Source organism: Streptomyces sp. NPDC020299, from assembly GCF_044387825.1.
Classification (GTDB): Bacteria; Actinomycetota; Actinomycetes; order Streptomycetales; family Streptomycetaceae; genus Streptomyces.
The window spans coordinates 369940-392121 of sequence record NZ_JBIRWL010000004.1 but is presented as its reverse complement, the minus strand read 5'-3'; the positions used below and the strand labels follow the sequence as shown (position 1 = coordinate 392121).

The 22182-nt window shown below is 70.6% G+C and carries 17 protein-coding genes and 1 pseudogene; 6 read left to right on the top strand and 12 right to left on the bottom strand.

Annotation, left to right across the window (positions count from 1 at the left end; genetic code table 11):
• Positions 1–27 precede the first annotated feature (27 nt).
• The 4 genes from ACH45E_RS13160 to ACH45E_RS13145 form a co-directional block, all read right to left on the bottom strand.
• Positions 28–2076 (bottom strand): NAD(+) synthase, encoded by a 2049-nt coding sequence (locus ACH45E_RS13160; protein WP_361437742.1) that lies wholly within the window; start codon positions 2074–2076, stop codon positions 28–30.
• Between the two features lie 137 nt (positions 2077–2213).
• Positions 2214–4160, bottom strand: coding sequence for a S53 family peptidase (locus tag ACH45E_RS13155; RefSeq protein WP_361437740.1), 1947 nt, complete (start codon positions 4158–4160; stop codon positions 2214–2216).
• A 246-nt stretch (positions 4161–4406) separates the two neighbouring features.
• Positions 4407–5030 carry a DUF305 domain-containing protein gene (locus ACH45E_RS13150; protein WP_361437738.1) on the bottom strand — a complete coding sequence of 208 codons (624 nt, stop codon included), beginning with the start codon at positions 5028–5030 and terminating at the stop codon, positions 4407–4409.
• The gene (locus ACH45E_RS13145; RefSeq protein WP_361437736.1) at positions 5030–5704 is read right to left on the bottom strand and encodes a DUF3105 domain-containing protein; all 675 of its coding nucleotides are present in this window, start codon (positions 5702–5704) and stop codon (positions 5030–5032) included. Before ACH45E_RS13145 ends, ACH45E_RS13150 begins: the two co-directional genes overlap by 1 nt.
• 148 nt (positions 5705–5852) lie before the next feature.
• On the opposite strand from ACH45E_RS13145, the gene ACH45E_RS13140 reads away from it, so the two are divergent.
• On the top strand, positions 5853–6293 hold the full coding sequence (locus ACH45E_RS13140) for an Rrf2 family transcriptional regulator (RefSeq protein WP_361437734.1): 441 nt from the start codon (positions 5853–5855) through the stop codon (positions 6291–6293).
• A gap of 9 nt (positions 6294–6302) precedes the next feature.
• Here ACH45E_RS13140 and ACH45E_RS13135 read toward each other — a convergent pair whose 3' ends face one another.
• Positions 6303–7490 carry a globin domain-containing protein gene (locus ACH45E_RS13135; RefSeq protein ID WP_361437732.1) on the bottom strand — a complete coding sequence of 396 codons (1188 nt, stop codon included), beginning with the start codon at positions 7488–7490 and terminating at the stop codon, positions 6303–6305.
• Positions 7491–7851: 361 nt separating this feature from the next.
• Here ACH45E_RS13135 and glnA point away from each other — a divergent pair, with 361 nt between their 5' ends.
• Positions 7852–9213, top strand: coding sequence for a type I glutamate--ammonia ligase (gene glnA, locus ACH45E_RS13130; protein ID WP_361437730.1), 1362 nt, complete (start codon positions 7852–7854; stop codon positions 9211–9213).
• A gap of 180 nt (positions 9214–9393) precedes the next feature.
• On the opposite strand, the gene ACH45E_RS13125 is transcribed toward glnA, so the two are convergent.
• The 5 genes and pseudogenes from ACH45E_RS13125 to ACH45E_RS13105 all read right to left on the bottom strand — a co-directional run bounded on the left by ACH45E_RS13125 (position 9394) and on the right by ACH45E_RS13105 (position 13146).
• Complete coding sequence (locus ACH45E_RS13125) at positions 9394–9591, bottom strand: DUF397 domain-containing protein (RefSeq protein ID WP_361437728.1); 198 nt, start codon at positions 9589–9591, stop codon at positions 9394–9396.
• Between the two features lie 34 nt (positions 9592–9625).
• A pseudogene (locus ACH45E_RS13120) lies at positions 9626–9844 on the bottom strand (helix-turn-helix domain-containing protein); the annotation flags it as partial.
• Between the two features lie 116 nt (positions 9845–9960).
• The gene (locus ACH45E_RS13115) at positions 9961–10980 is read right to left on the bottom strand and encodes a TolB-like translocation protein (RefSeq protein WP_361437726.1); all 1020 of its coding nucleotides are present in this window, start codon (positions 10978–10980) and stop codon (positions 9961–9963) included.
• Positions 10977–12248, bottom strand: a complete 1272-nt coding sequence (locus tag ACH45E_RS13110) for an MFS transporter (RefSeq protein WP_361437724.1) — start codon at positions 12246–12248, stop codon at positions 10977–10979. The genes ACH45E_RS13115 and ACH45E_RS13110 overlap by 4 nt, the downstream gene beginning before the upstream one ends.
• 1 nt (position 12249) lies before the next feature.
• Positions 12250–13146: an alkaline phosphatase family protein gene (locus ACH45E_RS13105; RefSeq protein ID WP_361437722.1), complete on the bottom strand. Its 897-nt coding sequence runs from the start codon at positions 13144–13146 to the stop codon at positions 12250–12252.
• Between the two features lie 289 nt (positions 13147–13435).
• Here ACH45E_RS13105 and ACH45E_RS13100 point away from each other — a divergent pair, with 289 nt between their 5' ends.
• Complete coding sequence (locus ACH45E_RS13100) at positions 13436–16429, top strand: bifunctional [glutamine synthetase] adenylyltransferase/[glutamine synthetase]-adenylyl-L-tyrosine phosphorylase (protein WP_361437720.1); 2994 nt, start codon at positions 13436–13438, stop codon at positions 16427–16429.
• Positions 16430–16478: 49 nt separating this feature from the next.
• Here the strand turns inward: ACH45E_RS13100 and ACH45E_RS13095 are convergent, their stop codons facing one another.
• On the bottom strand, positions 16479–17342 hold the full coding sequence (locus ACH45E_RS13095; RefSeq protein ID WP_361437718.1) for a phosphatase PAP2 family protein: 864 nt from the start codon (positions 17340–17342) through the stop codon (positions 16479–16481).
• Positions 17343–17417: 75 nt separating this feature from the next.
• On the bottom strand, positions 17418–18452 hold the full coding sequence (locus ACH45E_RS13090) for a LacI family DNA-binding transcriptional regulator (protein WP_361437716.1): 1035 nt from the start codon (positions 18450–18452) through the stop codon (positions 17418–17420).
• A 375-nt stretch (positions 18453–18827) separates the two neighbouring features.
• Between ACH45E_RS13090 and ACH45E_RS13085 the strand changes: the two genes are divergently transcribed.
• The 3 genes from ACH45E_RS13085 (at position 18828) to ACH45E_RS13075 (ending at position 22146) form a co-directional block, all read left to right on the top strand.
• On the top strand, positions 18828–20102 hold the full coding sequence (locus ACH45E_RS13085; RefSeq protein WP_361437714.1) for an extracellular solute-binding protein: 1275 nt from the start codon (positions 18828–18830) through the stop codon (positions 20100–20102).
• A gap of 114 nt (positions 20103–20216) precedes the next feature.
• Positions 20217–21221, top strand: coding sequence for a sugar ABC transporter permease (locus ACH45E_RS13080; protein ID WP_361437712.1), 1005 nt, complete (start codon positions 20217–20219; stop codon positions 21219–21221).
• 19 nt (positions 21222–21240) lie between these two features.
• Complete coding sequence (locus ACH45E_RS13075) at positions 21241–22146, top strand: ABC transporter permease subunit (RefSeq protein ID WP_361437710.1); 906 nt, start codon at positions 21241–21243, stop codon at positions 22144–22146.
• Positions 22147–22182: the final 36 nt, after the last annotated feature.

The following is a 22182-nucleotide window of genomic DNA, read 5'->3' as shown; positions in this document are numbered from 1 at the left end:
CCACCGGTGATCCGGCTCTCGCAACCCTCACGTCTCCGGAAAGTCGAACCGGGCAAGGTCCTCCAGCCAGGCCCGCGCGTTGCCGTCCGACGGTGCCCGCCAGTCGCCGCGCGGTGACAGCGAACCGCCCGCCGACACCTTCGGCCCGTTCGGCATGGCCGAGCGCTTGAACTGGGCGAAGGCGAAGAAGCGGCGGCAGAAGACCTCCAGCCAGCGGCGGATCTCCGGCAGGTCGTAGGCGACCCGCTTGGCCTCCGGGAAGCCGGGCGGCCACTCGCCGGACTCCGGGTCGTGCCAGGCGTGCCAGGCCAGAAAGGCGATCTTGGAGGGGCGGAAGCCGTAGCGCAGGACGTGGAAGAGCGTGAAGTCGTGCAGCGCGTACGGGCCGATCTTGGACTCCGTCGACTGCATCTCCTCGCCCGGTACGAGCTCCGGGCTGATCTCGGTGTCGAGGATCGCGGCGAGCGTGTTACCGGTCTCCTCGTCGAACTGGGCGCTGCTGATGACCCAGCGGACGAGGTGCTGGATCAGGGTCTTCGGCACCCCGCCGTTGACGTTGTAGTGGCTCATCTGGTCGCCGACGCCGTACGTGGACCAGCCGAGCGCCAGTTCCGAGAGGTCGCCGGTGCCGAGCACGATGCCGCCGCGCTGGTTGGCGAGCCGGAAGAGGTAGTCGGTGCGCAGGCCCGCCTGGACGTTCTCGAAGGTGACGTCGTACACGGGCTCGCCGGACGCGAACGGGTGGCCCATCTCCTTCAGCATCAGCCGCGCCGTGGGCGTGATGTCCAGCTCGGCCGCGGTGACGCCGAGGGAGTTCATCAGTTTGTGGGCGTTGTCCTTGGTGTGGTCGCTGGTGGCGAAGCCGGGCAGGGTCCAGGCCAGGATGTCGCTGCGCGGACGGCCTGCGCGGTCCATCGCGCGGGCGGCGACGATCAGCGCGTGCGTGGAGTCGAGGCCGCCGGAGACGCCGATGACGACCTTCGGACCGCCGATCGAGGCCAGTCGCTGCTGGAGGCCCGCGACCTGGATGTGGTACGCCTCATAGCAGTCCTGGGCGAGGCGGTCGGCGTCGGCCGGGACGAACGGGAAGCGCTCCAGGCGGCGGCGCAGCCCCAGGTCGGTGAGCGGCGGGTCGAGCTCGAACGTGATCGTCCGGAAGTCGCCGGTCCGGGCGCGGTGCGTACGGCGGTTGTCGTCGAACGTGCCCATCCGCTGCCGCTCCTGCCGCAGCAGGTCGAGGTCCACGTCGGCCACCGCGTGACTGTCGCCGAGCGGGAACCGCTCGGTCTCGGCCAGCAGCACGCCGTTCTCGTGGACCATGGCCTGGCCGTCCCAGGACAGGTCGGTGGTCGACTCGCCGAGGCCGGCCGCCGCGTAGACGTACGCGGCGAGGCAGCGGGAGGACGCCGAGCGGCACAGCAGCTTGCGGTCCTCGGCCCGCCCGACCGTGATCGGGCTGCCCGAGAGGTTGACGAGGACGGTCGCACCGGCGAGGGCCGCCTCCGCGCTGGGCGGCACCGGCACCCACATGTCCTCGCAGATCTCCGCGTGCAGCACGAGACCGGGGATGTCCTGAGCCTCGAAGAGGAGATCCACGCCGAACGGGACGGACTCACCGCCGACCCGGATCGAACCCCCGCGCTCGTCCGCGCCGTCGCCGATCTGCCGGCGCTCGTAGAACTCCCGGTAGTTCGGCGGGTACGACTTGGGCACGACACCGAGGACACGGCCGCGGTGCACGATCACCGCGCAGTTGTAGACCCGGTTGCGGTGGCGCAGCGGGGCGCCGACGACCAGGACCGGCAGCAGCTCGGCCGAGCCGGCCACCACCTCCTGGACCGCTTCCTCGACCCGGTCGAGCAGCGCGTCCTGGAGCAGCAGGTCCTCGATGGAGTAGCCGCACAGCACCATCTCCGGGAAGACGGCGACGGCCACCCCGTCCGCGGCGCACCGGCGCGCGTGGCGCAGGACCGTTTCGGCGTTGGCGTGCGGGTCCGCGATGACGGTGTGACCCGTACACGCGGCGACGCGTGCGAAGCCGTGCTGATAGATCGACCAGAAGTTCAACGGAGGCACCCGCCCAGTGTAATCGTCAGAGCGACACGATGGGTGGCGGGCACCCCGGGCACACCCCGTCCACGCCGAAGGGGCGCGGGATGATCACATCCCGCGCCCCTCAGGTGCCGTTGCGGCGTGCCGTTACCGGCGGTGCCTCAGTGCTTCTTGTTGTACGACTGCACGTAGCCGTTCGCGGGCGAGCCCACGCCGGTCACGTCGTCGTAGCCCTTCACCGCGGACAGCGAGCTGTCCTTGCCGAGGCTGCGGACCGAGGTCAGCAGGCCGCCGGTGGCGTCGTAGCCGTTGGCGAAGTCCACGCGGGCGACCGCGAGGCCCTTGCCGGTCGGGTTGTCGGTGACGTCGTGGTACACCTTCGACCCGTACTTGGCGTAGATCGCCGGGTTGGCGAAGCCGAGCGCCTTGCCGCCGCCGGCCTCCTGGGCCAGAGCCTGGACGGCCGCGATCACCGGCGCGGCCAGCGAGGTGCCGCCGATGCGGTACTCGCTGTACTTCTCCGACCCGTCCGGGAAGGTCTGGGTCTGGCCGACCTTGAAGCCGGTGTTCGGGTCGGCGATCGCCGAGATGTCCGGGACGACGCGGTTGCCGGCGGCGTTGTTGGCCTTGGCGAGCGAGTCCGGGACGACGCCCTTCTGGTAGGCGGGCTCGGCCACGGTCTTGCTGGTGCCGCCGCCCGCACCCGAGGTGTAGGCGCCGGGGAAGCCCGTCCAGCTCTTGCCGTCGGCCGACAGCGAGGCCTTCTCGGTGCCCCAGCCGGTCTCCCACTGGTACTTGTCGCCCTTGCCGACCGCCAGCGAGGTACCGCCGACCGCCGTCACCCAGGCCGAGTTGGCCGGGGTGTCGACCTGCTTCGTGCCGGTGTGGGCGACCTCGTCGCCGTTGTCGCCGGAGGAGAAGTAGAAGCCGATGCCCTCGACCGCGCCGAACTGGAAGACCTGGTCGTAGGCCGCGGCCAGGTCCGGCGTCTGGTTGGCCTCGATGTCGCCCCAGGAGTTGGAGACGATGTCGGCCAGGTGGTTGTCGACGACCTTGCTGAGCGAGTCGAGCAGGTCGTCGTCCAGGCAGGACGCGGCGCCCACGTACGTGACGTTCGCGTCCGGCGCGACCGCGTGCACGGCCTCGACGTCGAGGGTCTCCTCGCCGTACCAGCCGGAGGCGTCGCACTCGTCGGCGCCGGTGTGCGTGTAGTTCGCGGGCAGCGACTGCTTGAGCTGACCGGTCTTCCACGCGGCGTCGCCGTGCTTCTTCGCGTAGGTCTGCGCGTCGAAGGCGATGGTCGGCGAGGCGAACGCGTCCGTGATGGCGACGCGGACACCCTTGCCCGTGTAGCTGCCGGCGCCGTAGGCGGCACGCAGCTGCTTGCCGGTGTAGCCCTTGACGGCGTACGGGATCTTCGAGCCGTACGCGTCGGGCAGCGTGCTGGCGGTGTTCGAGCCGTAGTACGAGGAGAACGGCCCGGAGTTCTTGAACACCGTGCCCGGCCCGGGCAGCTGGTCGTCGTGGGTCGCCTTGTGCGGCGCGTTGTCCAGGCCGGTGACGGTCAGGACGGCGCCGTTCAGGCTCTCCGGCGCGGAGGCCGTCTTCGACGGCGCGCGGTAGGTCTTGGAGCCCTTGGCGTAGTTGTGCAGCTGGGTGCCGAACGCCTTCTCGGCGGCGGCCACGTCACCGGAGACGGTGACGTAGTGCTGCGTGGTCCCGGTGACCTTCAGCCCGGCCGACTTCAGCCAGGACTTGACGGCGGCCACCTGGGCCTTGGTGGCGCCGTAGCGGGCCTGGGCCTGCTTGGCGCTGAGGTACTTGCGGTACTGCGGCGAGCTCGGGTCGGACACCGCCTTGGCGTACGCCGCGAGGCCGGACGCGTCGCGGCCGGCGAAGTACACCCGGGCGTTGACCTGGGAGCTGTTCGACGTGGAGCCCTTGTCCGCCTTGGCCGTGGCCCAGGCGGGCTTGGTGCCCGCGAGTGTGTCCCGGCCCGGGTTGTCCGCGGCGTGCGCCGCGGGTATGCCGAGCGCCAGCGCACCCGCGACCATGGGCAGTGTCGCTGCCAGGCTCACGGTGCGCAGGTTGGCGCGGTTGGATCTCATGTAACCCCCTGCGATGCTCCTCGCGATGTGAGGCGCATGTAGGCATGTGTGGTCGGTAATCGCCGATCCGGCCGGGCCCGCGGCGGTTCGGCCCGATGGATCACACGATGGGGGCCACTCTTTCGATGAACCGTTCATGCCAGGGGAACGCGAAAGTCAAGAGAATCCCAAGGAACGGTCACGCAGGGGGATTTGGGGCTTTCGTCCGTGCGGGAGTGTTGAGGCGGGAGTGTTGAGGCGGGAGTGTCAGGAACGCGCGTGCGCTCCGCGCTCCTTGAGCATGTCCGCCATCAGCTGGATCTCCGACTGCTGCGCGTCCACCATGCCCTGCGCGAGCTTCTTCTCCACGCCGACGGTGCACTTCGCCACGCACCCCTCGGCCATGTGGATGCCGCCCTTGTGGTGGTCCGTCATCAGCTGGAGGAAGAAGACCTCGGCCGGCTTGCCGCTGAGGCTCTGGAGCTTCTTCAGCTCGGTGTTGGTGGCCATGCCCGGCATCAGCGCGCCGTCCTTGCCGGCGGGCATGTCGCCCATGCCCATCCAGCTCATCGGCGGCTCGGCCGACACCTTGGGCAGCTTCCACAGGTCGAGCCAGCCCAGCAGCATGCCGCGCTGGTTGGCCTGCGTCTGTGCGATGTCGTAGGCGAGCCGCCGGACTTCCTCGTTCTTCGTGCGGTCGCGCACGATGTACGACATCTCGACGGCCTGCTGGTGATGGACCGCCATGTCCCGCGCGAACCCGGCGTCCGCCGACTCCGCGCCCGGAGTGCTCGGGGCGGAATCCCCGTCCTCGGCCACCGCGTACGTGATCGCCCCGGCCGCGACGAGCACCGCCGCCGCGGCGCCCGCGACCCAGCCGACGAGCCGCATCACTTCATCGTCCCGCCGGTGCACGAGGCACCCGGCTCGGGCGTCTGCTCACCCTGGACGTAGGTGGCGAAGAACTTGTTCACCGCCGGGTCGTCGGCGCTCTTCGCGCTCAACTGGTGCCCCCAGGCCGACAGCATCAGCGGCGCCGCCTGGTTCTCGTACGGGCTCATCAGCGTGTACGGCGTCTGCTTCACCTTGGCGGTGAGCGCGTCCACGTCCGCCTTCTTCGCCTTCGCGGTGTACGTCACCCAGACCGCGCCGTGCTCCAGCGCGTGCACGGCGTTCTCGTCCTTCACCGGCGAGGTGTAGACGTTGCCGTTGCAGTTCAGCCAGACCGGGTTGTGGTTGCCGCCCACGGGCGGGTGCATCGGGTACTTCACGCTCGTCGTGACATGCGTCCGGGACAGCTTCCCCGACCAGGTCCGCACGCCGTCCTTGCCGGTCGTGAAGTGGCCCGAGTCCCCGGAGCTCTTGGTACCGCTCGCCGAGTCCTTGCCGTCGTCCGACTGCGAGCGCACCAGCACGACACCGCCGACCACGAGACCGGCGACCACCACCACGCTCGCGGCGATCGTGAGCACCCGGTTGCGCCGCTCGCGGGCCTGCTCTGCGCGCCGCATCTCTTCTATTCGCGCCTTGCGCGCGGCGTTGCCGGTGTTCTTCGCGGAACCCATGACGATGTCCTTCTGGGGAAAGGATAAGGGGCGGGGTGGGGCTCGCTGATCGTAGTCGGGGGAGGCCGTCCCGCCGTAGGGAGGTCGGCGGAAACGGTAGGGAAACGATAATTTGAACCCAGGATGCGCATTATCTAGGCTGGCCGGTATGCGGCTGCTGCGCTCCACCGACCTCGCCCTGCGGATGCTCATGCGACTTGCCGTCGCGAGCGAGGCCACCCCCACGACCCGGGAGGTCGCGGGGGACATGGACGTGCCCTACACCCACGCGGCGAAAGTCGTCGCCGAGCTCCAGCACATGGGCCTGGTCGACGCCCGGCGCGGCCGGGGCGGCGGGCTCGCGCTCACCGAGAAGGGGCGCGGGGCCTCCGTCGGCGCCGTGGTCCGCGCCTTCGAGGGTGAGGGTGACGTGGTCGACTGCGAGGGTTCGGGTGGCACCGCGCCCTGCCCCCTGAACTCCGCGTGCCGTCTGCGCGGCGCACTGCGGCGGGCCCAGGAGGCGTTCTTCGCCACCCTGGACCCGCTCACGGTGTCGGACATGGTCACCGCCCCGACCGGGCCGCTCCTGCTGGAGATCACCAGGCCCTAGGGGTGCCACTCAGCCCTGCTGGGCCAGCCACAGGTCGGGGCCGAAGACCTCGTAGTGGATGTCGGCGGGGGTCACGCCCTTCTCGATCAGCTGGGTGCGGATCGCGCGCATGAAGGGGAGCGGGCCGCAGAGGTACGCGCGCGTGCCCTCCGGTACGGCGATGTCGCTCAGGTCCACCAGCCCGGTCCGCCCGTTCGCGGGGGCCTGCTCCTCGTACCAGAAGTGGGCCGCCGCGTCCGGGAGCTTCGCCACGAACGCCTCGTGGTCGGCGCGCAGGGCGTGGTCGGCGGGGGAGCGGTCGCCGTGCACGACGGTGACCGGGGCGCGGTGGCCGGTCTCCGCCAGCCGCGCCAGCATCGCGACCATCGGGGTCACACCGATGCCGGCGGAGGCGAGCAGCAGGGGCGTGTCCGTGGCGTCGTCCAGGACGAGGTCGCCGTACGGCTCGGAGAGCTCGAGGACGTCACCCTCGTGCACGCGCGCGTGGAGGTGGCCCGAGACCTCGCCGTCGGGGGTGGCGCCGCCGCGCACCGCCTTCACGCTGATCTGCCGCACGGTCGTCCCCGGCGCACCGGAGAGGCTGTACTGCCGGATCTGCCGGGCCCCGTCGGACAGCTCCGCGCGGACCGAGACGTACTGTCCCGCGCGGAAGTCCCGCACCGGTCCGCCGTCCACCGGGCGCAGCCGGAAGGTGACGACGTCGGCGGTCTCGGCGACGCGCTCGACGACCTCCCACTCCCGCCAGCCGCGGCTGCCGCTCTCCTCGTACAGCCGCTTCTCGATGGCGATGAGGGCGTTCGCCATCAGCCAGTACACCTCGTCCCAGGCGGCGGCGACCTCCGGCGTGACGGCCTCGCCGAGCACCTCGACGATGGCGGCGAAGAGGTGCTCGTGGACGACCGCGTACTGCTCGGGCGCGACGCCGAGGGAGGCGTGCTTGTGGGCGATGCGGCCCAGCATCGCGTCCGGCCGCTGGTCCGGGTGGTCCACGAGGTGCGTGGCGAAGGCGGCGATGGACCCGGCGAGGGCCTGGCGCTGGGTGCCGGCGGCCTGGTTGCCGCGGTTGAACAGGTCCCGCAGCAGCTCGGGGTGGGCGGCGAAGAGGCCGGCGTAGAAGCGCTCGGTGATCTCGCCGATGGCGGCGCCGACGACGGGGAGCGTGGCGCGGACGGTGGCTGCGGACTGCTCGGAGAGCATGGCGAACTCCTCGTGGTTCGACGGGGCCGGCACGGCTCCGGCGCTGATCAAAACGCTAATAAAACTTGCATCTGAGATGCAAATTAAAGAGACGTGGCGTCGCTCACGGCGGCAGCGAACGTGGAAGCGGTACGCAAGCGGAACGGACGCGGACGGCCCATTACGGATGCCGGTGCGAGCAGGCAAGATGGGCGAGGAGCAGTACATCTGCCGTACGCGAGGCGTTCAGGCCGTGGACGGTCGGACGATCAAGGTCGGCAACACGCGTGAAATGGTGTTGTGGTGTGATGCTCAGGTGCCCGACCGCCTCCCGTGGGACCGGGGACAGGCGGCCTGACCAGCAAGGATGGGGAAGCGGAAGATGGACAAGCAGCAGGAGTTCGTACTCCGGACCTTGGAGGAGCGCGACATCCGGTTCGTACGCCTGTGGTTCACGGACGTGCTGGGCTTCCTCAAGTCCGTCGCCGTGGCCCCCGCCGAGCTGGAACAGGCCTTCGACGAGGGCATCGGCTTCGACGGCTCCGCCATCGAGGGCTTCGCCCGCGTCTACGAGTCCGACATGATCGCCAAGCCGGACCCCTCCACCTTCCAGGTCCTGCCCTGGCGTGCCGAGGCCCCCGGCACCGCCCGCATGTTCTGCGACATCCTCATGCCGGACGGCTCCCCCTCCTTCGCGGACCCGCGCTACGTTCTCAAGCGCGCCCTCGCCCGCACCTCCGACCTGGGCTTCACCTTCTACACCCACCCGGAGATCGAGTTCTTCCTGCTGAAGGACCGCCCGCTCGACGGCTCCCGCCCGACGCCCGCCGACAACTCGGGCTACTTCGACCACACCCCGCAGAACATCGGCATGGACTTCCGCCGCCAGGCGATCACCATGCTGGAGTCGATGGGCATCTCGGTGGAGTTCTCCCACCACGAGGGCGCCCCGGGCCAGCAGGAGATCGACCTCCGCTACGCCGACGCGCTCTCCACCGCGGACAACATCATGACGTTCCGCCTGGTCATGAAGCAGGTGGCGCTGGAGCAGGGCGTCCAGGCGACCTTCATGCCGAAGCCGTTCTCGGAGCACCCGGGCTCGGGCATGCACACGCACCTCTCCCTCTTCGAGGGCGACCGCAACGCCTTCTACGAGTCCGGCGCGGAGTACCAGCTCTCCAAGGTCGGCCGCTCCTTCATCGCGGGCCTGCTCAAGCACGCGGCGGAGATCTCCGCGGTCACCAACCAGTGGGTCAACTCCTACAAGCGCATCTGGGGCGGCTCCGAGCGCACCGCGGGCGCCGGCGGCGAGGCCCCCTCCTACATCTGCTGGGGCCACAACAACCGCTCCGCCCTGGTCCGCGTCCCGATGTACAAGCCCGGCAAGACCGGCTCCGCGCGCGTGGAGGTCCGCTCCCTGGACTCCGGCGCGAACCCGTACCTGGCGTACGCGCTCCTGCTGGCGGCCGGCCTCAAGGGCATCGAGGAGGGCTACGAACTCCCGCCCGGCGCCGAGGACGACGTCTGGGCCCTCTCCAACGCCGAGCGCCGCGCCATGGGCATCGAACCCCTCCCGCAGAACCTCGGCGAGGCCCTCACCCTCATGGAGAACAGCGACCTGGTCGCCGAGACCCTCGGCGAACACGTCTTCGACTTCTTCCTCCGCAACAAGCGCCAGGAGTGGGAGGAGTACCGCTCCGAGGTGACGGCGTTCGAGCTCCGGAAGAACCTGCCGGTGCTGTAGGCGCCGGTCAGGGCGCGAGCACGTGACCGGAGTCGAAGGGCAGCGCGAACACGCGCCAGCCCTTGACGTACTCGTGGCCCGGCCAGGGGGCGGGCCACGTGCCGCCGGGAGGTCCTTCAACCTGGCGGACAAGTCGAGCATCTTGATCACCCCGCGAGGTCGGCCGTGCCGCGGTAGCCCCTACACCAGCGTAGGACGGTCTTCCGTGAGGGGCAGAAAGTCGGCCCAGGCGGCCGGCGTCACGGTGAGTCGGGGGCCCCGGGGACGTTTGGAGTCGCGGACGTGGACCGTGCCGGAGGCTATGGCGATCTCGACGCAGTCGTTGCCGTCACCGCTGCTGCTGTAGCTGCTTTTGAACCAGGTCAGATCGCGGATCATGTGTCTCCGTAAGTTGTTGGGTGGCCCGGGAGGGCTCTCTGCACTCGGGCCGGGGGATCCGCTTGTCGCCCTCGATCTTGTAGACGAGGTCCTCCCCGTACCCGACCGCCGTCCCGAAGTCGGCCGCCCGCATCCCCACGGCCTCCCGCCGCAGCTTCAACTGCCGTCCCACCGTGGCGACTACGGCCAGACCCCAGTCGTCGTCCGGGTCTACCTCCCACCCCGGCTCGTCTGCTTCGCCGTCCACTGGCATTAGCGCCCCTCCGTCATACGCGCCCTATCGCGACGTAGCTCACGCTAGGCATTCGGGAGACGCGTGGTGGCGTGAATCAACGTCGCGGCACGCCATCGGGTGACACCAGCCCGGCCTCACCCCACGTAGGCCGGGGACACCGCCGACGTGCTGATGCGGCGCGGCTCGCCCGTGCCGTCCGCGGGCGTCTCGTACAGGTCCGCCCCGTAGTCGCCCGGCAGCGCGTAGACGATCGTGTGGGTGTCCCGCCACACCGCCTGGTCGTCCACGCTGCGGGTTTCGGCGAGCGGGGTTTCGTGCATGGTGCGGAGGTTCAGGACGTACAGGCGCCAAGGGGCGTCCTTGGAGAGGCCCTTCACCCGCTTCTTGTAGGCGATGCGGGTGCCGTCGGGGGAGAGGGACGGGCATTCCACGTTGGGGTGGAGGGTGGTGAGCGTGCGCGTCCGAAGGTCGCCCCGGACCAGGTATGTCTTTCCCTTCGTGGCCAGCGTCGCGTAGAACGTGCGGTCGTCCGCCGCGAACGTCACTCCCCAGAAGTTCACGTCTGCCGCCCGGTAGGCGTGGCCGTCCTTGACGAGGTGGAAGGACTCCAGCGTCGGGATCAGCTTCCCCGTGCGGGTGTCCACGATCGCCGCGCGGGTCGAGAAGTTCGTGCCCGCGTAGGAGTCGCCGCCGACGAAGGCCGTCCAGGCGGCGAAGTGGCCGGACGGCGAGACCCTGGCCCGGGACGGGATGCCGGGGACGTCGTAATGGGCCGTCACCTTCAGGTGGGCGTCCAGGATCACCGCCCGGTACGTGTCCGAGACCGGGCCGTGCACCGCCTGGAGGCATACGCCGGTGCCGGAAGCGGCGTAGAAGCGCAGGCACTTGACGCCCGAGGCGGTGCGGGGGCCGGACGGGTCGGACGCGGGGACCGTGGTCAGCTCGTCGCGGTGCGGGCCCCAGGCCATGTTGCGGAAGACCATGCGGCCAGGGCGCGTGAGGGTCACCGTCCCGGACGTGACCTTCGGGCCGCCCGCCTGTGTCTGGTCGCGGCGGTCCGCCCGGGCCGAGGCGTGGAGGATGGAGGCCGCGGCGACCCCCGCCAGTGCGGCGAGGGCCAGGAGCAGCACCAGGACGCGGTTCCGTACCGTCATGCCGTTGTCGTGCCTTTCGGGCGGAGGGTGAAGGAGAACGCCGCGCAGACCCCGAGCGCCGCCGTCGCCGCCGCCAGCGCCGTGCGGTCGCCCCACAGCGTCCACGCCGCGCCGAACCCCAGGGAGCAGGCGAAGCGGGTCAGCGCCTGGCCCGTCTGGACCAGGGCCAGGCCCGAGGAGCGCAGGGCCTCCGGCACGCTGTCCGAGGCCGCCGCCATGAGGACGCCGTCGGTGGCCGCGTAGAACGTGCCGTGCAGGGCCAGGACGACGTACGGCAGAGCGGTGCCGTGCCAGGAGCCGAGCAGCAGCCCGTAAGCGAGGAGCAACGCGCCGTGGCCCGCCAGGAAGATCCGCCAGCGGCCCACCCGGTCCGCGAGCCCGCCCAGTGGCACCGCCAGCAGCAGGAACGCCGCTGCCGTGCCCAGCGGGAGCAGCGCGAACCAGTGGTCGGGGACGCCGAGCCTGCGCTGGAGCAGCAGGTAGACGAAGGAGTCGCTGACCGTGGCCAGGCCCAGCAGCAGGGCACACACCGTGAGGCGGCGCAGGTCGCGGTGGCGGAGCAGGGCGAGGGCCGCCCGTAGGGTCGGGCGCTGCCCGGCCGGGGCCGGCCGGCTCCTGCCGCCCGGTACGAACAGCACCAGCACCAGGACGCCCAGCACCGCCACGCAGGAGCTCACCGTGAACACCGCGTCGTAGCCGTCCACCGTCGCCCGCAGGATCAGGAAGGCGACCAGCGGGCCGAGCAGCGCGCCCGCCGTGTCCATCGCGCGGTGCACGCCGAAGGCCCGGCCGCGGGTCTCCGGGGTGGACGAGAGGGAGATCAGCGCGTCGCGCGGGGCGGTGCGCAGGCCCTTGCCGGTGCGGTCGGCGGCGAGGACCAGGCCGATGGGGGTGAGGGAGTGGGCGAGCAGCAGCAGTGGCTTGCACAGCGCCGAGATGCCGTAGCCGAGCCCTGCCACCCACTTGTGGCGGCCCCCGCCCCGGTCGGCGAGGTGGCCCCCGGCCAGCCGGACGAGCGCCGAGAAGCCGTTGTAGATGCCGTCGAGGAGACCGAAGCCGAGCGGGGAGAGGCCGAGGCCCGTCACCAGGTACAGCGGCAGCACCGCCGTGACCATCTCGGACGACACGTCGGTGACCAGGCTGACCGTGCCCAGCGCGAGCACCGTGGGGGCGACCGCGGCACGGCGCCGCCCGGCGGGAGGCCGGACGGCACCGCTCGCGGACGCCGGCGCGCCGGGGTTGCTCGCGCGGCTGTCCGCTACGTACACCTCAGGACGCCCAGATTCCGGTGATGTCCTGGGCGGCGGCGGCGTTGCCAGCGTGCGAGGTCAGGCCCTGGGTGTCCTCCAGGGTGCGCAGCAGGTCGTAGTGGTTGTAGGTGGTGGCGGACGACGATCCGGCCGTCACCGGCTGGCCGTACAGGACGGTCGGGATGCGGTTGCCGCTGAGCCGGTTGTCCTCGTCGAAGGTGACGACGAGGAGGCTGTTGTGGGTCTTGGCCCAGGTGGCGTAGGCGCCCAGGTTGTTCTTCAGCCAGGTGTCGCCGGTGGAGACCGAGCAGTCGTGCATGTCGCTGCACAGGTTCGGGACCACGAAGGACAGCTGGGGGAGGGTGGAGTAGTCGGTCGGGAACTGCGCGAAGGTCTTGGCCGTTGAGGTGGGTACGTTGCTGAAGCCGAACCAGGGGTTGTGCTTGCGGGCGTAGTTGCCGCTGCTGCACGTGGTCGAGCCCTGGCTGGGCAGGGTCTCGTTGTAGCTGCCCCAGGTGCGGCCCGCGGCGAGCTGCTCGGAGGCCAGGTTGGCGGCCGAGGAGAAGCCGGGGGTGTAGCAGCTGTCGTCGGTGATGCCCTGGGTGGAGCCGGAGAAGAGGGCGAAGTAGTTCGGCTGGCTCGGGTGGGTGATGGCGTAGGACTGGGTGAGGTTCGCGCCGCCCGTCTTGAGCGAGTTGATGTACGGGGCGCTGGAGGAGCCGATGACCTGGTTGTAGGCGTGGTTCTCCATGACCACGACGATCACGTGGTCGGGAGTCGGTACGGCGCTCGCGGCGTGCGCGGAGCCGCCGCCGAGCCCGGTCCACAGCCCGATCGCGGCAGCGGTGAAGGCGGTTGCCGACGCCACGGCGGTACGGGCGCGGCGATACGCGGACTTGGCAGTACTGCCGGACACATCAACCTCCGGAGGGGGGAGCGGGGCTGGCGGTGCGGTCAGAGCATGCGCACGCCAACACTACCCCGCGTCACGGTGTCCGACACGGCGAGTGAAGATCGAGTGAACTGCTGCCGCGCCCCGACCGCTGCCGCGGCTCCGCCCGGCGTACCGGCCCATACGCTCCCGGGTACCCGTGGGAGACCGGTAAGCGGAACTCGGCCCACCGGCCCTGAGCCCCCGCCGGGGTCTCCGGATAGGCTCTGGCCAGTACTAGCGCGATCCGTGCGCGATCCGAGGGAGGCCGGGGATGACGGGGCCGGGACGCAGGAGCAGTACCTTCACTCGGCTGCTGCGGCACGGTTTCACCGATCCGTCGGCCGCCGAGCGGTTGCTGGACAGCGGCGAGCTGGCGCTCGTGCGGGACGACCCGGTGCTGCTGGAGGCGCTGGGCGCGACCGCCGACCCCGACCTCGCGCTGCTGGGACTCGTACGGCTGCTGGAGGCACAGCCGGGCACCGCCCGCCGGGAGCTGCTGGACACGGTGATAGCCGCCAAGCCGCTGCGTGACCGCCTGCTGGGTGTGCTCGGGGCGTCCGCCGCCCTGGCCGACCACCTGGCCCGCCACCCGCGGGACTGGGAGGCGCTGGTCACCTATGAGCCCCGGGACCTGCACCCCGGGGTGGAGGAGTTCGAACGGGGGCTGGCGGAGGCCACCGATCTCGTCTCGCTGCGCGTCGCCTACCGCCGCTGCCTGCTGTCCATCGCCGCCCGCGACGTGTGCGGCACCACGGACATCGCGGAGACCGCCGCCGAACTCGCCGACCTCGCCACCGCCACCCTGCGTGCCGCCCTCGGTCTGGCGGAGGCCGCCGCGCCCGACGACGCCGCCGCGTGCCGGCTCGCGGTGATCGCGATGGGCAAGTGCGGCGGGCACGAGCTGAACTATGTCTCCGATGTCGATGTGATCTTCGTGGGGGAGGCTGCCGACGGTGGCGACGAGGGGAAAGCGCTCAAGTCCGCCACCCGGCTTGCCTCGCACATGATGCGGATCTGCTCCGAGACGACCGTCGAGGGGTCCATCTGGCCCGTCGACGCCAACCTCCGCCCCGAGGGCCGCAACGGCCCGCTGGTGCGGACGCTGAGCAGCCACCTCGCCTACTACCAGCGCTGGGCCAAGACCTGGGAGTTCCAGGCCCTGCTCAAGGCCCGCCCCGTGGCCGGGGACCTGCGGCTGGGGGAGGAGTACGTCGCCGCCGTCGGGCCGCTGGTCTGGAAGGCCGCCGAGCGCGATAACTTCGTCGCCGACGTGCAGAAGATGCGCCGCCGCGTGGTGGAGAACATCCCCGCCGCCGAGGTCGAGCGCGAACTGAAGCTGGGCCCGGGCGGACTCAGGGACGTCGAGTTCGCCGTGCAGCTGCTGCAACTCGTGCACGGCCGTACCGACGCCTCGCTGCGCAGCGGCACCACCCTCGACGCCCTCCAGGCGCTCGCCGCCGGCGGCTACGTCGGCCGGGCGGACGCCGTGCAGCTCGACGAGGCCTACCGCTTCCTGCGCTCCATGGAGCACCGGATCCAGCTGTACCGGCTGCGCCGCACGCACCTCGTGCCCGAGGACGAGGCCGACGTGCGGCGCCTCGGCCGCTCCCTCGGGCTGCGCGCCGACCCGGTGGCCGAGCTGACCCGGGAGTGGAAGCGGCACGCCGCCGTCGTGCGCCGACTGCACGAGAAGATCTTCTACCGGCCGCTGCTCGACGCCGTCGCCCAGCTCGCCCCCGGCGAGGCCCGGCTCAGCCCGGAGGCGGCCCGGGAACGCATGGTCGCCCTCGGCTACGCCGACCCGGCCGCCGCCCTGCGCCACCTGGAGGCCCTCGCCTCCGGCGTCAGCCGCAAGGCCGCCATCCAGCGCACCCTGCTGCCCGTGCTGCTCGGCTGGTTCGCCGACTCCGCCGACCCCGACGCGGGCCTGCTCAACTTCCGCAAGGTCTCCGACGCGCTCGGCAAGACCCCCTGGTACCTGCGGCTGCTGCGGGACGAGGGCGCGGCGGCGGAGAACGTCGCCCGCGTGCTGTCGGCCGGGCGCCTCGCCCCCGACCTGCTGATGCGCGCCCCCGAGGCCGTCTCCCTGCTCGGCGACGGCGACGGAGGCGGTCTGGAGCCGCGCGGGCGTGCCCACCTGGAGCAGGAGATCCTCGCCGCCGTGGGCCGCGCCGAGAACGCCGCCCAGGGTGTCACCGCGGCCCGTGGCGTGCGCCGCCGCGAGCTGTTCCGTACGGCCGCCGCGGACATCGTCGACTCCTACGGGACCGAGGCGAACCCGGCCGAGGCCGACCAGGGCGCCCTGGTGGACCGGGTCGGCGGCGCCGTCTCCGACCTCACGGCGGCCACCCTCGCCGGCACCCTGCGCGCGGTGGTCCGGGAGAGCTGGGGCGACACCCTGCCCACCCGCTTCACGATCATCGGCATGGGCCGTTTCGGCGGCCACGAACTGGGCTACGGCTCCGACGCCGACGTGCTCTTCGTGCACGAGCCGCAGGACGGCGTGGAAGAACGGGAGGCCGCCGACGCCGCGAACAAGGTCGTCGCCGAGATGCGCCGCCTGCTCCAGCTGCCCAGCGCCGACCCGCCCCTGCTCATCGACGCCGACCTGCGCCCGGAGGGCAAGTCAGGACCGCTGGTGCGCACCCTGAAGTCGTACGAGGCGTACTACCGCCGCTGGTCCCTGACCTGGGAGTCGCACGCCCTGCTGCGGGCCGAGCCGGTCGCCGGGGACGAGGACCTGGCCGGCCGCTTCATGGAGCTGATCGACCCGCTGCGCTACCCGGACGGCGGCCTCGGCGACGAGGCGGTGCGCGAGATCCGCCGGCTGAAGGCCCGCATGGAGTCCGAGCGCCTCCCGCGCGGCGCCGACCCCAAGCTGCACACCAAGCTCGGGCCCGGCGGCCTGTCCGACGTCGAGTGGACCGTGCAGCTGCTCCAGATGCGGCACGGCCGGCGCGAGCCCGGACTGCGCACCACCCGTACCCGCGAGGCCCTCGCCGCCGCCCGCGACGTCGGTCTGATCCCCGCCGAGGACGCCGAGACCCTCGACGAGGCCTGGGTGCTGGCGACCCGCGTCCGCAACGCCGTCATGCTGGTCCGCGGCCGGGCCGGCGACACCTTCCCCTCCGACGCCCGCGAGCTCGCCGCCGTCGGCCGCTACCTCGGCTACGGCCCGGGCCACGCCGGTGACATGCTCGACGCGTACCGCCGTACGACCCGCAGGGCGCGGGGAGTGGTGGAGGAGCTGTTCTACCAGGACTGAAAGCCACCGGGACTGAAAGCCACCAGGGCCCGCCCCCGCCGCGCAGCGCCTACGCCTCGCTCGGCTGCAGCGTCGCCTTCCTCGCCGGGACCCGGCGGGGCAGGGTGTACGGCAGGGCGCCGTACCACAGGCGGGCCACCGTGAAACCGAAGGTCAGGCACAGGACGCCGCCGACCGCGTCGAGCCAGAAGTGGTTGGCGGTGGCCACGATCACCACGAGCGTGGTCGCCGGGTACAGCAGCCCCACCACCCGCACCCACGGCACGCTCGCCAGCGCGAAGATCGTCAGTCCGCACCACAGGGACCAGCCGATGTGCATCGACGGCATCGCCGCGTACTGGTTCGACATGTGCTTCAGATCGCCGGAGGCCATCGACCCCCAGGTCTGGTGGACCGTCACCGTGTCCACGAAGTGGCCGTCGCGCATCAGCCGGGGCGGGGCCAGCGGGAACAGGTAGTAGCCGAGCAGGGCCACGCCGGTCGTCGCGAACAGCACCATCCGGGTCGCCGCGTACCGGCCCGGATGGCTGCGGTACAGCCACACCAGTACGCCCAGCGTCACCACGAAGTGCAGTGTCGCGTAGTAGTAGTTCATCCCCACGATCAGCCATGTCACCGCGTTGACGGCGTGGTTGACCGACTCCTCCACGGCGACCCCGAGGTGGTGCTCGGCCCGCCAGACCCAGTCGGCGTTGCGCATCGCCTTGCCGCGCTGCTCGGGGACCGCGTTGCGGATGAGCGAGTACGTCCAGTAACTGACCCCGATCAGCAGGATCTCGAACCACAGCCGGGGGCGGCGCGGAGCGCGCAGTCGGCGCAGAACACCCAAGGGCCCGGGCCCTTCGTCCGTGACAGGGTGCGGAACGGCCGTTTGCTCGCGACCTTCCGGCTCTGTCACGGTCGAGTCACCCATAGCCACAGAGTCTGCCAGAAAAGCCCTCAAGCCCCGATCATCCCTTGGTCGGGTTCGGGCCGCACGTTCTACTCCCTAGGTACGATTCCGGTCCCCAGGGGCCGAAGCGGTCGAACCGCGCACCACCAGTTCCGGCATGAACACGAACTCACTGTGGGGTGCGGGCGTCCCGCCGATCTCCTCCAGCAGCGTGCGTACCGCCGCCTGGCCCATCGCCGGGACCGGCTTGCGGATGGTGGTCAGCGGCGGGTCGGTGAACGCGATCAGCGGGGAGTCGTCGAAGCCCACCACCGAGACGTCCCGGGGTACCTCCAGACCGAGCTGCCGGGCGGCCCGTATCGCGCCCAGGGCCATCATGTCGCTGGCGCAGACCACCGCCGTGCAGTTCCGCCCGATCAGCGCGGCGGCGGCGGCCTGACCCCCCTCCAGGGTGTAGAGGGAGTGCTGCACGAGCTCCGACTCGACGGCCGACGCCTCCAGACCCAGCTGGTCCCGCATGGCGCGCACGAAGCCCTCGATCTTGCGCTGGACCGGGACGAACCGTTTCGGGCCGAGCGCCAGCCCGATCCGGGTGTGGCCGAGCGAGGCGAGGTGGGTCACCGCCAGCGTCATCGCGGCCCGGTCGTCGGGAGAGATGAACGGCGCCTGCACCTTCGGCGAGAAACCGTCGACCAGCACGTACGGCACGCCCTGCGCCCGCAGCCGCTCGTAGCGCTCCATGTCGGCGGTGGTGTCCGCGTGCAACCCGGAGACGTAGATGATCCCGGCGACCCCCCGGTCGACGAGCATCTCCGTCAGCTCGTCCTCCGTCGACCCGCCCGGGGTCTGGGTGGCCAGCACCGGCGTGTAGCCCTGCCGGGTCAGCGCCTGGCCGATGACCTGCGCGAGGGCGGGGAATATCGGGTTCTCCAGCTCCGGGGTGATCAGGCCGACCAGGCCCTCGCTGCGCTGCCGCAGCCGTACCGGACGCTCGTAGCCGAGCACGTCCAGCGCGGCGAGGACGGACTGGCGGGTGGTGGCGGCTACGCCAGGCTTGCCGTTGAGGACGCGGCTGACGGTCGCTTCGCTCACCCCCGCCTGCGCAGCGATGTCCGCAAGCCGTGTGGTCACGGCACCGGACTGTACCGGCCGTATCGTCATCGCGGTCCCTCTGTCGTGGTCGGCGTCGTGGTCGGCGCCCCGGTCCCGCAAGGGATGATCCCCGTGACGGAGCCGGATAGCAAGAGCTTGCAGAGTCTTGCACAACCGGGCCGTTGCCCGCTCAGCCACGTAAGAGAAGGGTCTCGTGGCGGTCGACGCGGGGTCACGGCGGGATAACTTCCGCAGCCTCTTGCACTTTTTTTCTGCAAGGTCTTTCGCAGCGCTTGCATCGCTGTTACGTTCCCACTCGCCCGGCGGCGGCGACGGCGCGGTCGGCAGGACGGCAGGGGCGGCGGACGGGACCGCCCCCTGTCAGCACTCGGGCTTAACCCTCAAGGAGAACTCATGCGGCGTGGCATAGCGGCCTCCGCGCTGGTGGCGTCCCTCGCCCTCACGGCGACGGCGTGCGGCGGGAGCGACAGCGACAGCGGAAAGTCGGACGGCCCGGTGACCATCACCTGGTGGGACACCTCCAACGCCACCAATGAGGCACCGACGTACCAGGCCCTGATCAAGCAGTTCGAGGCCGCCAACAAGAACATCAAGGTCAAGTACGTCAACGTCCAGTTCGACCAGGCGCAGAACAAGTTCGACACCGCCGCCGGCTCCAGCGGCGCCCCGGACGTGCTGCGCTCCGAGGTCGGCTGGACCCCCGCCTTCGCCAAGAAGAGCTACCTCCTGCCGCTGGACGGCACCGAGGCCCTCGCGGACAAGGACAAGTTCCAGTCCAACCTGATCACCCAGGCGCAGTACGGCGGCAAGACCTACGGCGTGCCACTGGTCACCGACACCCTGGCGCTCGTCTACAACAAGGCCATCTTCAAGAAGGCCGGCATCACCGAGGCCCCCAAGACCTGGGACGAGCTGAAGGCCGACGCCTCCAAGATCGACGCCAAGGAGAACGTCTACGGCTACTGGGGCTCCACCGCGGCCTACTACGCCCAGACCTTCCTCTACGGCGAGGGCACCGACACCGTCGACGCCTCCGCCAAGAAGATCACCGTCGACTCCGCCGCCGCGAAGAAGGCCTACGGCACCTGGCTGAGCACGTTCAAGGGGCAGGGCCTGCACAAGGCCGACACCACCGCCGACGCCTACGCCCACATCCAGGACGCGTTCGTCAGCGGCAAGGTCGCCGCGATCATCCAGGGCCCCTGGGAGATCACGAACTTCTACAAGGGCTCGGCCTTCAAGGACAAGTCCAACCTGGGCATAGCCACCGTCCCGGCCGGCTCCGCCGGCAAGGCCGGCGCCCCGACCGGCGGCCACAACCTCTCGGTCTACGCCGGCTCGGACAAGGCCCACCAGGCGGCCTCGCTGAAGTTCGTCAACTTCATGACGTCGGCGAAGTCCCAGGAGACCATCGCCCTGAAGAACTCCACGCTGCCCACCCGCGGCGACGCCTACACCGCCCAGGTCAAGGCCGACCCCGGCATCGCCGGCTACCAGGGCGTCCTGGCCGCCGCCCAGCCGCGCCCGGCGCTGCCCGAGTACAGCTCCCTGTGGGGTCCGCTGGACATCGAGCTGCCCAAGGTCGCCGCCGGCAAGGAGTCGCTGGACAAGGGCCTGAGCAACGCCGAGGTCGCCATCACCAAGCTGGTGCCGGACTTCAGCAAGTGAGCCCGCGTGGCCGCCGGGTCCTCCCCGCGAGGGGCGGGGAGGACCCGGCGGCCACCGGCCTGCGCCCAGGCCCGCCCCTCTGATCTGACTTGATCTCCCCGAAGGTGTCGAACCATGACAGTCGCCATCGACCGCGCGACCGGCAAGCGCCACGGTGACCGCGCGCCGCGGCCTGGCCTGGGCCGGCGCATCAGAAACGGATTCCAGAAGTACTGGTACGCCTACGCGATGATCGCCCCGGTGGTCGTCGTGCTCGGCGTCCTCGTGGGATACCCGCTGGTGCGCGGCTTCTACCTCACCCTGACCGACGCCAACAGCCTGAACTCGGCGCGCACGATCGGCGTCAACCACATCGCCGCCACGTACAAGTTCATCGGGATCGACAACTACAAGGACATCCTGTTCGGCCCGTTGTCGTACGACCGGTTCTGGTCGCACTTCCTGTGGACCGTCTTCTGGACGGTCGCCTGCGTGGCCCTGCACTACACCATCGGCCTGGGCCTGGCGCTGATGCTCAACGAGAAGCTGCGCGGCCGCACCTTCTACCGGCTGCTGCTGGTCGTGCCCTGGGCCGTGCCGACCTTCGTCACCGTCTTCTCCTGGCGGATCATGCTCTCCGACTCCGGAGTGCTCAACCAGGTCCTGCACACGCTCCACCTGCCCCAGCCGCAGTGGCTGGAGGACACCTTCTGGCAGCGGTTCGCCGCGATCATGGTCAACACCTGGTGCGGTGTGCCGTTCATGATGCTCTCGCTGCTCGGCGGCCTGCAGTCCATCGACTCCACGCTGTACGAGGCCGCCGAGATGGACGGGGCGAGCGCCTGGCAGCGGTTCCGGTACGTCACGCTGCCGGGTCTGAGGTCCGTCAGCTCCACCGTCGTGCTCCTCGGCATCATCTGGACCTTCAACCAGTTCGCCATCATCTTCCTGCTGTTCGGCCCCACCGGCGCGCCCGACGCCCAGATCCTCGTGACCTGGGCCTACTACCTGGGCTTCGGACAGCAGCCGCGCGACTTCGCCCAGTCCGCCGCTTACGGCGTGCTGCTGCTGTCGGTCCTCACCGTCTTCACCTCCTTCTACTTCCGCTGGCTGAAGCGCAATGACCAGCTCGCCGTCTGACGCCGCAGGAGCCGCCGCCATGAGCACCACGACCCTGGAAAAGACCGAGGCCGGGCCCGCCCCCACCGCGCGGCCCGCGCGCCGCACCCGCCGGCGGGGTGAACGCGGCCCGCTCGGCGCCGCCCTCCTGCACGCCGGTCTCGCCCTCGCGAGCCTCATCGCGCTGGCGCCGGTGGCCTGGCTGATCTTCCTCTCGCTCGGCCCGGACAAGGACGACTACCTGCACCCGGGCAAGATCCTGAGCAGGCTGACCTTCTCCAACTACAGCTTCGTGCTCCAGCACACCGCGTTCTTCGACTGGTTCAAGTCGACGATGATCGTGGCCCTCGGCACCACCCTGATCGGCGTCTTCGTCGCCGCCACCACCGGCTACGCCGTCTCGCGCATGCGCTTCCCCGGCTACAAGTCGCTGATGTGGGTGCTGCTGCTCACCCAGGCCTTCCCGATCGCCATCCTGATCGTGCCGATGTACGAGATCTTCAGCGAGCTCGGTCTCATCGACACCTACTGGGCCCTGATCGTCATCAACTGCACCACCGCCGTGCCGTACAGCGCCTGGCTGCTCAAGGGGTACTTCGACACCATCCCCTTCGAGATCGACGAAGCGGGCCGGGTGGACGGCCTCAGCCCCTTCGGCACCTTCGCCCGGCTGATCCTGCCGCTGGCCCGCCCGGGGCTGGCCGTCGCGGCCTTCTACAACTTCATCACGGCCGTCGGCGAGGTCGCCTTCGCGACCACGTTCATGCTGGACGACTCCAAGTACACCTTCGCCGTCGGCCTGCAGAGCTTCGTCAGCGAGCACGACGCACAATGGAACTACATGGCCGCCACCGCGGTGTTGATCGCGATACCCGTGTCCGTGTTCTTCTACCTTGTCCAGAAAAACCTGGTGACCGGCCTCACCGCCGGCGGCACCAAGGGCTGACGGCCTTCACGTCAGCAGCGCTCCCGCGCGCCTGTC

Bases quoted from the DNA above. Each gene is read 5' to 3' on its own strand.
- ACH45E_RS13155 (WP_361437740.1), bottom strand. From the start codon at position 4,160: ATGAGATCCAACCGCGCCAACCTGCGCACCGTGAGCCTGGCAGCGACA.
- ACH45E_RS13150 (WP_361437738.1), bottom strand. From the start codon at position 5,030: ATGCGGCTCGTCGGCTGGGTCGCGGGCGCCGCGGCGGCGGTGCTCGTC.
- ACH45E_RS13145 (WP_361437736.1), bottom strand. From the start codon at position 5,704: ATGGGTTCCGCGAAGAACACCGGCAACGCCGCGCGCAAGGCGCGAATA.
- ACH45E_RS13140 (WP_361437734.1), top strand. From the start codon at position 5,853: ATGCGGCTGCTGCGCTCCACCGACCTCGCCCTGCGGATGCTCATGCGA.
- ACH45E_RS13135 (WP_361437732.1), bottom strand. From the start codon at position 7,490: ATGCTCTCCGAGCAGTCCGCAGCCACCGTCCGCGCCACGCTCCCCGTC.
- glnA (WP_361437730.1), top strand. From the start codon at position 7,852: ATGGACAAGCAGCAGGAGTTCGTACTCCGGACCTTGGAGGAGCGCGAC.
- ACH45E_RS13125 (WP_361437728.1), bottom strand. From the start codon at position 9,591: ATGATCCGCGATCTGACCTGGTTCAAAAGCAGCTACAGCAGCAGCGGT.
- ACH45E_RS13115 (WP_361437726.1), bottom strand. From the start codon at position 10,980: ATGACGGTACGGAACCGCGTCCTGGTGCTGCTCCTGGCCCTCGCCGCA.
- ACH45E_RS13100 (WP_361437720.1), top strand. From the start codon at position 13,436: ATGACGGGGCCGGGACGCAGGAGCAGTACCTTCACTCGGCTGCTGCGG.
- ACH45E_RS13095 (WP_361437718.1), bottom strand. From the start codon at position 17,342: ATGGGTGACTCGACCGTGACAGAGCCGGAAGGTCGCGAGCAAACGGCC.
- ACH45E_RS13085 (WP_361437714.1), top strand. From the start codon at position 18,828: ATGCGGCGTGGCATAGCGGCCTCCGCGCTGGTGGCGTCCCTCGCCCTC.
- ACH45E_RS13080 (WP_361437712.1), top strand. From the start codon at position 20,217: ATGACAGTCGCCATCGACCGCGCGACCGGCAAGCGCCACGGTGACCGC.
- ACH45E_RS13075 (WP_361437710.1), top strand. From the start codon at position 21,241: ATGAGCACCACGACCCTGGAAAAGACCGAGGCCGGGCCCGCCCCCACC.